The sequence below is a fragment of the Synechococcus sp. R55.4 genome (assembly GCF_047461935.1).
GTDB lineage: Bacteria > Cyanobacteriota > Cyanobacteriia > Thermostichales > Thermostichaceae > Thermostichus.
Window position 1 is genome coordinate 1 of sequence record NZ_JANSIF010000074.1, and the last position, 12,918, is coordinate 12,918.

Here is a 12,918-nt window from a genome sequence, read left to right on the forward strand (position 1 = left end):
TTGCCATATCCTTCTGGGAGGTAGCGCCAAGGAGCACCGGAACGGGCTATCCAAAGAACTGCTTCAATAAACTGTTTACAGTTTGCTTCTTTCCCAATGTTAACTCTCTCTTCTGTCCGTAAAAAAGCCAATATCTTCTGCCGTTTGTTTTCATCTAAAAAACTAACTTCATCCTCTTTCCACCATAAATTATTCTCTCTATCTTAACATAAGATCAACACGACCTAAGTTCCTGATTTTTTGACGCAAGCGAAACGCTGCTTGCCGCATTCGCCTACGCTTTTGCCTCAGTGCCTGGCTCAGCCTCGATTGCAACTCATCCAGGTAGTGGCACAGCCGTGTTATCCGGCCAAAGTCGCCTTTGGCAATATCCACAAAACCTTCCCCATCAAACCCGGTGAGGAAAGTTCTCACCCCAGGGTCAAGCGCTATGATTCCCGTTGCCAACGAGCACTGCTCGTTCACAGGTTCAGGGAAGATGGCATACCACCTGTCTTTCACCCGCACTAGCTCAGTTCCATGTGCCCATTCTCTGGGCATCTCCTCGGATGCACGAAACGCCAAACCTCGGGTGAGTTTCGGATACCACGTCCCATTGCGAAAGTTGCCGGCGTTGAATTGCAGCGTATGCGACCTGTCCCGCACACTGCGAAACTTCGCGTCTTTGCTCCGGCGAAACGCCAACCACGCCTCGATGACCGCGTTCTGCTTGATGTGGCAGGGGGCGTCCTTCACCCACCGGGGCAGGTCGGAGTGCAGGATGATGTCCCGCAGCTTTCTGGCCGTTTTTGGGGCACCGTGCTGGCACTGATGGGCAATCGCTTGGTTGTAGCAATACCGGCACGCTGCTTGCCAGTGTTTCCACACCTTAGCCAGAGCGGGTTCGGGATAAATCCTGATCTTCCTGGATTGCGGTTATGACTACGTCACGCTTACGCGATCGGTACTTCCTGAGTCCGCTGAGCCGATGACTGAAGCCGTGCAAAATGGCAAGAATATCCTCAACCCATTCCTGTTGGGGAGAGTGGTCTTGGTGATTGAGAACCACGTTTGCGTCAGCGGAGCGGAGCTCTTTCTCGAACCCGTGTTGACGGCAGTACCAGGCAACAAGCTCAAATCCAAAGCGGCAGAGGCGGTCTTTATAGGCGACCACAAGTGTGCCGACATCTCCTGCACCGATTCGTTCCAGTAGGGCAAGGAACCGTGGTCTTTGGAAGTGGAGACCGCCGCCAATGTCTCCGACCCCTTCGGCTCCAGAATGGAGGCTAACCAATCGAGCAATCTGTCGCTCCAAGTCGGGTTTTTGCGCTCGGCTGATAACTCTGGCGTAGAGAACAATGTGCTTCTGCTTTCCGGGTAACTTGATGTAGCTATCGAGGTCATATCGCCTTGCTCGTCCTGAAGGTGTTCGTACTGCCGACGAGCAACTTCTTTGGGATTTACATATCGCGCCATGCTGAATACTATGTTCAGCATGGTTCAATGTTGCTTGGATTAGAATCCGCTCCTCAGGCAGTGCCCGCCGAGGCACAGTCCTGACCGAGGGTGTGGTCTTTCAACCGCTGCAAAGCGGCAGTCAGGGCTGTGGGCCAGGGATCCGGCTGGCGCAGTTGTCGCACCCCCTGGGGCAGGCGCAGCACAGAAGCGCGGCTGGTGCGGGCAATGGCTTCCAAATCCGGCAAGGGATCCAGCAGCAGCCCTTTTTCCATAACTTTGCGCAAGAGCGGTTCGTAGCCAGGAGGCGGGGGCTCGTCAGCATGGCCCAACAAGTCTCCTTCAGGGCCGCGAAAGATCTGCTTGCGACCGGGAAGGGTGGCTTTGGCAAAGGAAGCTTTGGCCACTGGGATCCCATTGATTTCCACCAATTTGTACACCCCGTTTACGCCTTCTCCAGTTACCAGGCGGGTGCCCACCCCATAACCGCTGATGGGGGCTTGGGAGCGATGCAGGCGCTCGATCTCGTATTCGTCCAAATCCCCACTGACGAACACCGGGGCGCCTTGAGGCAAAATTTGTTTCACCCGGCGAGAGAGATCTTCCAAATCTCCTGAGTCGATGCGCACCCCGCCGATTTCCCCGCGGGATCCCAGTTGATCCGGGCTTCCGGCTGCAAAAAGCTGGGCTGCCGTGCGCGCCCCTTGGATGGGGTCGTAGGTATCGATCAGCAGCGCAGCCTGGGGAAAGTAGCGCCGAAAGGACTGAAAAGCGCGGGTCTCATCTCCCGAAAGAGCGGCAATGGCCATCACCAGGGAATGGGCCATGGTTCCTGCCGGCTTGCGCCCCAATTTCAGGGCTGCCAAGACGTTGGAGGTGGCATTGAACCCTGCCGCCAGAGCCGCCCGGGCTGCCCACAGCCCCGCCTGGGGCCCAAAAGCTCGCCGGGTGCCGAACTCCAGCAAGATGGCCTCATCCCCTGCTGCATCGCGCATACGGGCCGCCTTGGTGGCAATCAGGGTCTGGTAGTTAAAGGTGGACAGCAGATAGGTCTCCACCAGTTGGGCTTGCCAGAGGGGGGCTTCCACCCGCAATAGGGGCTGGTTGGCGAAAATGGCCGTTCCTTCCGGAACCGCCCACATATCCCCCTCAAACCGGCAGCGGGCCAGCAGATCCCAAAAGCGCTCCGGCGCATCGGCGAAAATGCCCGTTTCCCGCAGTGCTCGCAAAGCCTCGGGGGCGAAGCTGAGCTGCTGCAGGTATTCCACCGCCTGGGTGAGCCCCATGGCAATCAGATAGCCATAGTCGGTGGGCAGCCGCCGCACGAACAGCTCAAAGGCAGCGGGCTGAGCCTCTAGCCCTTCCCCCACATAGCAAGCGGCCATGGTGAACTGGTACAGATCGGTTAGCAAGCCATAGTCTTGGGGCTGCAACGACGAGAAATCAGGGCTCAACATGAAAAAACCTCAAGGCAGAAGCCGATGGGGAGCGATGGGATCGAGCAGAGAGCTGTCGCCAAGGTTATAGTGAAACTTACCATAAGTAAGCCTGCCTGTCCGGGATCCACCAGAAGCACCGCAACCCCCGAAAAGCTCGAAAAATCGGTCTCAACAAGACGCCAAATCCAAACTTAGCCGAGAACACAGGCGGCCATCTGGACAAAACCTCTTCCCCAACTTATAGTGAAACCAACCATAAGTACCAGCCCGACTTCCTTTAACCTTAGATCAAGCTTGTGCAAGCCTGGTCAATCCAGCCCCCACCGGGAGAACGCCATGAATGCCACTCTACAGGAGCTAACGGTTGCGGCTCCAGCGGGCCTTCCCCCCCACTTTGATCCGGAGCGGGTGGGAGAGATTTGGCGCGTGCCCTACCAACAGCGGGCAGCAGAAGCCGAGCGCTGGGCCAAGGAGCAAGGGATCCCGCCGGCAGAGGCGGATCGGGTGCGGGTGGGCTTGCTGCTCATTGATGTGCAGAACACCTTTTGCATTCCCGGCTTTGAGTTGTTTGTGGCCGGTTCCGGCGGATTGGGAGCGGTGGAAGACAATCGACGGCTTTGTCAGTTCATCTACCGCAATTTGGCCTGCCTCACCCAGATCATTGCCACTCTCGACACCCACACGGCCATGCAGATCTTCCACCCCGTCTTTTGGGTGGACGCGCAGGGAGCCCATCCTGAGCCGGCCACGGCCATTTCGGCAGCCGATATCCGCTGCGGGCGGTGGCGGGTGAACCCGGCTGTAGCCGCCAGCCTGACCCAAGGGGATCTAACCCGGTTGCAGGTCTACGCTCTGCATTACGCCGAGCAGTTGGAGCAGGGGGGAAAATATCCCCTCATCGTCTGGCCCTACCACTCCATGCTGGGGGGGATTGGCCATGCCCTGGTGCCAGCGGTGGAGGAGGCGATTTTCTTTCACAGCATGGCCCGCTGCAGCCAGCCCAGCCTGCAGCTCAAGGGAGCCAATCCCTTGACGGAAAATTATTCCGTGCTTAGCCCGGAGGTTTTGACTGGGCCGGAAGGGGATCCCATCGACGAGAAAAATGAGCTCCTCATCCGCCACCTGCTGCAGTTTGATGCGCTGATCGTGGCTGGCCAAGCCAAAAGCCACTGCGTGGCCTGGACGGTGAGTGACCTGCTGCAAGAGATCCAGGCCACGGATCCCAGCTTGGCCAAGAAAGTCTACCTTCTGGAGGACTGCACCTCGCCGGTGGTGATTCCCGGCGTTGTGGATTTCAGCGAACAGGCGGAGGCCGCCTTCGCCCGCTTTGCGGAAGCAGGAATGCACCGAGTGCGCTCCACGGATCCCATCTGGGAGTGGCCTGAGTTTCCGCTCTGAAAGACTTATACAACACCGAGCAAAAGCGGACTTTCGCGCAGGTTGATGCTTTCTTTTTGCTTCCACGACCCATGGCCAGTGGTAGAGCTCACCTCTACCACCCCGCCAAAGGGATCTCCACAGGCGCGACTTCCCCGCAAGCTGCAGGTAGTTGCTCCTCGCTCTGAAAGAGCACACAGGCTGAAGGTGGAGCAAACTTTAGCCTAGGCGAAATGCCTACAAAAAATGTGCCAGCCAGCTCACCGGTTTGGCCAATCCACGTCAAGCTGCTATCGCCCAGACCAACAACGTCTGTCGGAAGGTTCGTCAGCGAGGTTGAGCATTGTGCTGCAAGCTAACCGATAGCCCGGTAAATCGAGGACTAGAGGGAAGCCCAAAGATCCCGGTCGATCTCCCTTCCAAGTGGTAGGATGCGGCAGGACAGCCTGTCGGAGTTGCCCTGTGTACGGTCGCGGTAGCGGTGCGGAGCACTCTCGCGGTAGCGGTGCGGAGCACTTTTGGGATCCCCGCCCTGAGGCCAGTTCCACCGTCTCCAGCAGTCTGCGCCCCCCCAGCGGTGCCCGGGATCTCCTGCCGCGGGAAGTACAACGGCGGGAGAAGCTGGAGGCTCAGCTGACCCGGGTTTTCCGGCGCCATGGCTACCAGCGCATCATCACTCCCACCCTAGAGCGGCTGGAAACGCTGCTGGCGGGGGGATCCATCCGCGCTGAGTCGGTGCTGCAACTGCGGGATGGCGAAGGGACGATGCTGGGGCTGCGCCCCGAGTTCACTGCTTCCATTGTGCGGGCGGCAGCCACCCGTCTAGCCGGTGGGCCTTTGCCGTTGCGGCTCTACTACCACGGCAGCGTTTTTCGCAACAGCCGGCGGGAGGAGGGATCCTACAGTAGCCAGGAGTTTTTTCAGTCCGGAGTGGAGCTGATCGGGGCAGGGGGATGGCTGGCAGATGCCGAGATTCTGCTGCTGCTGGCCGATTGCATTCGCTCGATCGGCATCTCTTCTTGTGTAAACGGGACGGAGGCCGCCTGGACGCTGCTGCTGGGAGATGTCAGCCTCACCGAGAGTTTGCTCAGCGCCGTTGCCCCCACGGCCCAAGCGGCAGTACGCCGTGCCATTGCCCAGCTCGACTACGTTTACCTGGAATCGGCCCCTCTGCCGGAAGCCGCCCGCCAAATTGGCTTGCAGATTCTGGGGCTGCGGGGCCAGCCCGGCTCAGTTCTTTCTGACCTGGCTCAGTTGCCTGTGCCGCCTGAGCGGCTGCGGGATCTGCGGCAGCTCTGCCAGGTGCTGGAGGAACACGGGGTGCGGGTGGTGCTGGATCTGAGCTTGTTGCAAACCCTGGCCTACTACACCGGTATCGTTTTTCAGGCGGTGGCAGGCGGGGAGATCATTGCTCTGGGGGGACGCTACGACCGGCTGCATGCTCTCTACAGCCCTCAGCAGGTCGAACAGCCGGGGATCGGCTTTACCCTTCTGCCGGATACGCTGCTGCGGCTCTTGCCCCCCGATCCCCAAACCGAGGAGATGGGCTGCAAACGGTTGGTGGTGCCCCTGGTGCCGGCAGGGATCCCGGCGGCGCTGGCCTTGGCCGCCCGCTGGCGAGAAGAGTGCTCAACCGCACCGCTGACGCGAACGGAGGCGGTGGAGCTGGAATTGCTGGATCGGGCCCCTGAAGAGATCGAAGCCTATGCCCGCCAATGTCGGATCCCGGAGATCGCCTGGGTACAAGCCGACGGCAGCTACCACATCACCCACCCGGGCTAATGCTGGCAAGGTTGACCTCCCAACAGAGACGGGGCTGCACCAGTTGCAACAGGTGTTGGCGAATGCGTTCCAACTGCCGGATGGCGCTCTGCACCCCTGGCGCAAACGGCTGACGGGATCCCTGCGCCCAAAAATGCTGCTGCAAATAATCGATCAGCCACAGTTGTGCCGGCAGCTCCAAACTGGCCACCGCTCTGCCCAATTCCAATGCCTGCTGGAGAGAAGAGTGCCAGGGCCAACGTTTGAGTTCCTCAAGGAGCGACGGCGGGATCTGCTGCAGGTGCTGGTGGGCCAGCAAGGCCAAGCCGGGGCTGCCCTGGGCCAAGGCAATCAGCTCGGATCGAGGGATCCCTGCCAGATCTGGGCAACCCAACCCACTCAGCACCCGGTCGACCTCTTCTGGGCTGAGGCGGCGAAAAGGCACCATCTGGCAGCGGGACAACAGCGTCGGCAACAGCGAGGCCGCCTGGGGGGCGATGAGTATAATATGGGCTGGGCCTGGCTCCTCCAGGGTTTTCAACAAAGCATTGGCAGCGCTTTCCGCCAAGGTTTCGGCTCCCTCCAGCACCACCACCGCTCCCGATCGCGTAAGCGGGACGGAGTCCTTTCGCGTAAGCGGGACGGAGTCCTTTAGCGGGGCGGAGCCCTTTCGCTGGGCTCGAATCGGCTTGCGGGCACAGAAGCGGGATACCCCCTGCACCTGCTCCAGGCGAATTTGGGGCGGCGAGCGCCGTTGCAAGGTTTGCGCCTCCGGGGAGTCTGCCGCGATCAGGCGGCCTTGGTGCAGGTAGGTGGGGCTGACCCAGTGGAGATTGGGATGGTTGCCCGCCAGCAGCCAATGGCAGTGGGAGCACTTGCCGCAAGGGATCCCGGAGCTGGATTCGCACAAGAGGGCCTGGGCAAACCAACGGGCCATCAGCTTCCGCCCCACCCCTTGGGGGCCCAAGAAGCAGTAGCTGGAAGTCACCCGCCCCTTCTCCAGGGCCGCCACGAGCAGCCGTGCCGCCATCTCCTGTCCGACAATGTGCTGCGGAGGCAAGACCTTCACCCGGTCAGCGGTCTCGGCGGCTGCAACTCCATTCGCGCTACTCGGACAGAGTCGTTGCATCATCTCAGCAGGAGAGGACGAGTTGACCTTCTTCCTGCCCTAAAGGGCAAGAATTCCTTCTAGGTCGCAGGATGATTCCTACTTCCTGGGCTACACCGCCCTTGCCAATGATGAGGGATGCCATGACCCCAACCACTGGGATGAACTCCCAGATACTTTCCCTGCTGACACTGCGCCCTATTCAAGTTGGCGGAGTTCAACCGGCACCATAACACAAAGCCGCCCTCAAGGGCGGAGCGCTAAACCCAGTTTTTTTGGTCAACCGTTGGCAGAAGCTGGCAGAAAATGTTTGCGAAAATACTGCAGCGTCTCCGGTCGCAATAACCCCCGCTCCACCAAGGGATCCCCCCAGTGGGGCGAAGATTCATCCATCGGTGGCAAGGACTCCAGCACTTCAGCAGCCAACAAGTCGGCAGCCTTGAGGAACTCTCCCACCGTGCGGCACCCCGACAAACGGGCAGAATACCCCCCATCCGCAAAGAACTTGATCGTGGTTGCCTTCAGGCCGGTACACTCGCCGATGACCGCGGTCAGCTTGCCCCCCGACTGTTGCCAGCGGCTGAGGATGTCTTGGATCTGGGGCCGATCCAGCAGGCCCGCCGCCTGTAAGTTTTGGAACAGATGCCTGGCCCATGGGGTGAGTTCTGCCAACAAGGGATCCGTCGGCGTATCCTCAGGAGTGTCGGCGTCGGTCTCGGGTTCCTCCGGTCTCCCCGTAAGGACTGCGTTTCGCTCACGCAAGCGTGCTGGCCCATCTTTGGCGGTTGAGCCAGAGAAGTTGGCTGCTCTCAACTGAGCCTGCGCTGCCTCGGCGATCAGCTTTTGCTGTTCGTAACTCACCTGCAGCAGACGGTTGCGATTCTGCTCAATCTTGAGATTCTCTTGCAGGGACTCCAGGCTCTGCCGATAGGCCGCCAGCAGCTCTCGCGCGTCTCGCAGTTCCACCGTCAAGTTGGCCTGCTGCTGTTGAAGGGCGCTGAGGCGGGATCCCGTGGTTTTCAGTTGTTGTTGAGCTTGCTCCAAGGCTTCTTGGCGGGCTTGCAGGGATCCCTCCAGTTGGACAATGCGCTGGTCGGCTTCGGCCTGTTCTGTCCTGAGCTGAAGGATCAGGGCTTGGCTCTGCTGTAGTTGCTCCTCCAGTTGGGCAATGTGCGCTTCGTAGTCACGGTTGGCTGCCATCAGCCGCGCCATTTCCGCTTGCAGTTGTTGTAGCTGCACCTGTAAGCTTTCCACCTGCTCTGGGGGAACATAGCCGGAAAGCCGCGCCATTTGGGCCTCGTGCTCTTGCTGTAACTGAGCGTAGCGCTCTTGCCACATCTGCAAAGCGGCCCTCAGCTCCGCAATCTGTTGCTCCAAGGCGGCAACCTGCTCTGGCCAGAAGGAATCCAGATGCCGGGATAGAGCAGCCTCTGACTCTGCAGCTTGCTGGGCAAGTTGGGCCTGCAACTGATCCCGCTCCGATCGGAGCTGCTGGATTTGATGAAGCGCTGCCTCCAATTGGGCGCGTAGGTCAGCCACAACGCTGCTGGGCACCGAGTCCAACTGGCGTTTCTGCAGAATCTGGATTTGCTCTTGCAACTGCTCCAGTTCCGACTGATAGCAATCTCGCTGGGTTTGCAACTGCCGCTGCGCCTTCTGCTCGGCAGCGCGGGCAAGGGCCAGCTCCGTTTCTAGACGTTGCAGTTGTTCCCGCCAAACCCGCAAATCCTGCTGCAGCGTAGCCTGGTGCTGGAGCTCCGCCTGCTGGAGACGAATGGTGGCTTCCAGTTTTTGAATGCGCTGCTGATACTGGTTTTGAAAATCGGCAATCTGCTGGTTCATGTTGGCCAGGATCCGATCCCATTCCTGTTCCTGGAGCTCGATTTGTAGCTGCAAGGCTTCCACTTGCTTGCGGTAGTCGGCCAAGGTGGCCGGTTGAGGCTCATCGGCAAAGGGATCCGAGGCCGCCGCAGCCAATGTTCCAGGGATGGGATCTCCCCCAACTGCGGATTCGAGACTCGATGGCTGAATTGTTCCCTCGCAAGGGATCTTGGCCTCTTCGGGTACAGCCAAATCCTGGGCCAGAGCTTCTCGGCCAGGAGTTGCCGCTCTTTGGGGGGTAAGCTGAACCTCGGGTTTGGGATCCCTGGCCAAAAAAGGCTGCAGCGCCTCCCACGCATTGGGGGAAGCCATCCGCTGCAGTTGCACCTGGACATCCAAGGCGCGATCCAAAATGGCGGGCTGTACCCAACCTTTCCAGGTGAGGATTTCCCCCAATTTCCGCCCATAGCGACGCTGTTGAGCCAGAGCAACCCGCAATTGCTCGAAATCCAAATGGCCCAGCGCCACCAAAATCTCTCCTAGAGAAAGGGACTGGCTGGGCAGGAAGCGGTAGAGATCAGCCAGAGTGAGCCAGCCGCGCTCGAGACACACTTCTCCCAACTTGAGGTGGTTTTGCTGTTGCTCTCGCAGAGCCTGAGCCAACTGGGATTGGGAGATCAGACCCGCCCGCAGCAAACGCTGTCCCAGCGGTAAGCTCGACTCAGCCCAGTCGGCAGCAGCACCCTTCCCTTCCAGAAAGGGGAATGGGGTAGAACCGCTCTGGGAGGAAGAGGAGCGCGGAGGCATCAGAAAGGTTCCCAGCTCAGGACTATATTTGTTGTTGCTGTACTCTAGCCTATTGCTCCACAGGATAGAGCATAAAGAGATGACAACGCCACATTGCCGTATTGGCATTGTGGTCGTTTCAGGTTAGGGTGAGATGCCTGGGCTGTTGAGAAAAGCCTTTGGCCGGGGGCATTATGGCTCCGCAACGCTGACGCGACAACGCGACCGACGTTTTAGGCGTGGGCGCAGTGTCCTAGTTTGAATTGATGATTTGAATTGATGAATTGAAATGGCCATAATCGGAATGGCCATAATTGTGGACATAACTGACAGACATCAATGTTGGCTCTAAAGCCAACTCACTTTCTTCCTGCTTGAGAGAGAAGTCAAGCTCACCTGGCCCCTCTCGGGAGCGCTGCACCGGCAAGGCAAAGGAAATTGGGTCGCCAAAATCCGGCTTCTCCCTTGCCCACTAACCCGTGGGATCCAACCGCATCAACACCTGCCCAAACTCCACCGATTGCCCATTGCTCACCAAAATCTCGGTCACCACACCTGCCGTTTCAGCCTCGATTTCGTTCATCAGCTTCATGGCTTCGATGATGCACAGGGTTTGGCCCTTGTTCACCCGTTGGCCGACCCGCACAAAGTCAGGTTCACCTGGAGCCGGGGCACTGTAGAAGGTGCCCACCATCGGCGCCGTCACGTCTATCCAATGGCTGGGGGTGGATTTAGGGGCAGCGGGAGGAGAGGGTGCTTCTACAGGAGCGGGAGGGGGAGGTGCGGGGGAGACAGCAGCCGGACTGGTGGGGGTGGGGGAAAGCTCAGCCGGGATCCCTTTGCGCAAGGTGAGGCGAAAATCTTTGAACTCCAGAGTTAGCTCGGTAACATCGCTCTCTTGCAGAGCGGCCAGAAGAAGCCGAATTTCCTGCCAATTGACGACATCCAAGGGAAAGTTCACTCCTGATGCATCACCTGTCCACAACGGAAATCCATAACCGGATAAGGAGAAGGAGAACTTACTCCCGGCCCAGATAGGTGTCGGTGCGGGTATCGACCCGAATCCGTTCCCCCACCTTGATGAACAAAGGCACCTGGATCTCGGCACCGGTCTCCAGCTTGGCCGGCTTGGTTCCCCCGGTTGCGGTATCTCCCTTCACCCCTGGATCTGTTTCCACCACTTCTAGAACGACCGTGTTGGGCAATTCCACATCGATCACCTGCCCATTCCAGCGCAGGATTGACACTTGCATGTTTTCTTTCAGATATTTCACGGCGGAGCCAATTTGGGCGGCGGTAATTGGAGCCTGCTCATAGGTCTCCATGTCCATAAACACCAAGTTGTCCCCTTCCGCGTAGAGATACTGCATCTCGACTTTTTCGATGGTGGCTGCGGGCAGGGTTTCACCGGCGCGGAAGGTTTTCTCCACAACGTTGCCAGTCTGCATGTTTTTGAGCTTAGTGCGCACAAAGGCTGCCCCCTTGCCGGGTTTCACATGCAGGAACTCGATCACCTTGTAGGGAGCTCCGTCAATTTCTACAGAGACGCCAGGGCGCAAATCGTTGCTTGAGATCATGTCAGCAGAGGGATCCGTTGCTTAGACTTCCCAATCTTACCGTGACGATGGGGCACTCCGTTCGCGCTGGGGAGGCGGAGTCCGATTCAGCCCTCTGAGATCAATCGGGGGCTGGCGACCGTAGAGGGGCAGCACCTCCTGCCACTGAGGGCGCAATCCGGCCCGAAAATCGGCGCGGGCCAATTCTGCCAACGCCACCACAGGTGCAGGATCCACAAAATCGGCGGCATTCACGGATAGAGCTTGCGGCCACTGTCGGAGAGTTGCCTGCCAAGCCTCTTCCTCCCAGAGCCGATCGGCCACTTCTGCAGCGACACCCTCTTCTGTCACCCGATACACGCCGCCATACCACTCTTCTCGTTTGGCGTCCATCTGCACCGCCACCGTCAAGGGCTGTGCCGGGGATCCCTGCCAGATCCACACATGGCGGGCTAGGACGGCCAAAGCCGAGTAGCCGAACACGGGGATGCGCAGTTGCTGGCCCAGCAGGCGGGCTACACTCACCCCCAAACGGCTGCCCGTAAAGCTGCCCGGCCCCAAAGCCACAGCGATCCCGGCTACCTGTGACCAAGCCTGACCGGCCAAGAAGACTTTCAAGCAGGGGTGCAACTGCGCTGCCATCTCCCGATCCAGCCACCAGCTCTGACTGCGGGTTTCTCCCAACCCTGGCTCCAACGGCAGCAGGGCCAGGCCCAAAACGGGCGTGGTGGTGTGGATCCCTAAAATCCAGCGGACAAGCGACATGGCCTCTCTCAGGATCAAAAAAGGTGGTTGACGAAACTTAACGGATGTTTTAAGTTTAGGTTGTCAATCTTCGCGCTTCCTTAGGGAAGTTTGTCCTCATGACTACTGTTATCCAACGTCGCTCAACCAGCAACGTGTGGGAGCAGTTCTGCGAGTGGGTCACCTCCACCGATAACCGCCTCTACATCGGCTGGTTTGGGGTGCTGATGATTCCCACCCTCCTGACTGCCACCACCTGCTTTATCATCGCCTTCATTGGGGCTCCGCCAGTGGACATTGACGGCATCCGCGAGCCCGTTTCCGGTTCCTTGCTGTACGGGAACAACATCATTTCTGGGGCTGTAGTGCCCTCTTCGGCAGCCATTGGCCTGCACTTTTACCCGATTTGGGAAGCCGCCTCACTGGACGAGTGGCTGTACAACGGCGGTCCGTACCAGCTGATTGTGCTGCACTTTTTGATTGGGGTGTTCTGCTACATGGGACGCGAATGGGAGCTGAGCTACCGTTTGGGGATGCGGCCCTGGATTGCGGTGGCTTACTCTGCGCCGGTGGCAGCGGCCACAGCAGTGTTTTTGATTTACCCGATTGGGCAGGGGTCGTTCTCGGATGGGATGCCCCTGGGGATTTCGGGGACCTTCAACTTCATGCTGGTGTTCCAGGCAGAGCACAACATCCTGATGCACCCGTTCCACCAGCTGGGCGTGGCTGGCGTGTTTGGGGGTGCGCTGTTTAGCGCCATGCACGGGTCGCTGGTGACCTCCACCCTGATTCGGGAGACCTCGGAAGAGGAGTCTCAGAACCTGGGGTACAAGTTTGGGCAAGAGGAAGAGACCTACAACATTGTGGCGGCGCACGGGTATTTTGGCCGGTT

Annotated in this window: 10 protein-coding genes and 1 pseudogene; 3 read left to right on the forward strand and 8 right to left on the reverse strand. The window is 59.1% G+C overall.

All coding sequences use genetic code 11. From position 1 onward, the window contains the following. The 3 genes and pseudogenes from NW842_RS13325 to NW842_RS13335 form a co-directional block, all read right to left on the reverse strand. The coding region (locus tag NW842_RS13325; RefSeq protein WP_414373953.1) for a transposase at positions 1-134 on the reverse strand (134 nt) is incomplete at its 3' end. Positions 135-868: 734 nt separating this feature from the next. Beyond that, positions 869-1,435 (reverse strand): annotated as a pseudogene (locus NW842_RS13330) (IS607 family transposase); the annotation flags it as partial. A gap of 73 nt (positions 1,436-1,508) precedes the next feature. Further along, positions 1,509-2,891, reverse strand: coding sequence for a nicotinate phosphoribosyltransferase (locus tag NW842_RS13335; protein ID WP_414373876.1), 1,383 nt, complete (start codon positions 2,889-2,891; stop codon positions 1,509-1,511). Between the two features lie 318 nt (positions 2,892-3,209). Between NW842_RS13335 and NW842_RS13340 the strand changes: the two genes are divergently transcribed. Both NW842_RS13340 and NW842_RS13345 read left to right on the forward strand, forming a co-directional pair. After that, on the forward strand, positions 3,210-4,271 hold the full coding sequence (locus NW842_RS13340; protein ID WP_414418227.1) for an isochorismatase: 1,062 nt from the start codon (positions 3,210-3,212) through the stop codon (positions 4,269-4,271). Positions 4,272-4,712: 441 nt separating this feature from the next. Further along, complete coding sequence (locus NW842_RS13345) at positions 4,713-6,032, forward strand: ATP phosphoribosyltransferase regulatory subunit (protein ID WP_414418228.1); 1,320 nt, start codon at positions 4,713-4,715, stop codon at positions 6,030-6,032. Here the strand turns inward: NW842_RS13345 and NW842_RS13350 are convergent. The 5 genes from NW842_RS13350 to tsaB form a co-directional block, all read right to left on the reverse strand. Continuing rightward, positions 6,016-7,143 (reverse strand): DNA polymerase III subunit delta', encoded by a 1,128-nt coding sequence (locus NW842_RS13350; protein WP_414418229.1) that lies wholly within the window; start codon positions 7,141-7,143, stop codon positions 6,016-6,018. The two genes, NW842_RS13345 and NW842_RS13350, sit on opposite strands and share 17 nt — an antisense overlap. 255 nt (positions 7,144-7,398) lie before the next feature. Then, on the reverse strand, positions 7,399-9,747 hold the full coding sequence (locus tag NW842_RS13355) for a hypothetical protein (protein ID WP_414373881.1): 2,349 nt from the start codon (positions 9,745-9,747) through the stop codon (positions 7,399-7,401). Between the two features lie 451 nt (positions 9,748-10,198). Further along, positions 10,199-10,675, reverse strand: coding sequence for an acetyl-CoA carboxylase biotin carboxyl carrier protein (gene accB, locus NW842_RS13360; protein ID WP_414357898.1), 477 nt, complete (start codon positions 10,673-10,675; stop codon positions 10,199-10,201). Between the two features lie 70 nt (positions 10,676-10,745). Then, positions 10,746-11,303, reverse strand: a complete 558-nt coding sequence (gene efp, locus NW842_RS13365) for an elongation factor P (RefSeq protein ID WP_414335241.1) — start codon at positions 11,301-11,303, stop codon at positions 10,746-10,748. 36 nt (positions 11,304-11,339) lie between these two features. Then, positions 11,340-12,047 carry a tRNA (adenosine(37)-N6)-threonylcarbamoyltransferase complex dimerization subunit type 1 TsaB gene (gene tsaB, locus NW842_RS13370; protein WP_414418230.1) on the reverse strand — a complete coding sequence of 236 codons (708 nt, stop codon included), beginning with the start codon at positions 12,045-12,047 and terminating at the stop codon, positions 11,340-11,342. A gap of 98 nt (positions 12,048-12,145) precedes the next feature. Here tsaB and NW842_RS13375 point away from each other — a divergent pair. Beyond that, positions 12,146-12,918: photosystem II q(b) protein (locus tag NW842_RS13375; protein WP_414417529.1), on the forward strand; the 773-nt coding region annotated here is incomplete at its 3' end.

Bases quoted from the DNA above. Each gene is read 5' to 3' on its own strand.
- NW842_RS13335 (WP_414373876.1), bottom strand. From the start codon at position 2,891: ATGTTGAGCCCTGATTTCTCGTCGTTGCAGCCCCAAGACTATGGCTTG.
- NW842_RS13340 (WP_414418227.1), top strand. From the start codon at position 3,210: ATGAATGCCACTCTACAGGAGCTAACGGTTGCGGCTCCAGCGGGCCTT.
- NW842_RS13350 (WP_414418229.1), bottom strand. From the start codon at position 7,143: ATGATGCAACGACTCTGTCCGAGTAGCGCGAATGGAGTTGCAGCCGCC.
- NW842_RS13355 (WP_414373881.1), bottom strand. From the start codon at position 9,747: ATGCCTCCGCGCTCCTCTTCCTCCCAGAGCGGTTCTACCCCATTCCCC.
- efp (WP_414335241.1), bottom strand. From the start codon at position 11,303: ATGATCTCAAGCAACGATTTGCGCCCTGGCGTCTCTGTAGAAATTGAC.
- tsaB (WP_414418230.1), bottom strand. From the start codon at position 12,047: ATGTCGCTTGTCCGCTGGATTTTAGGGATCCACACCACCACGCCCGTT.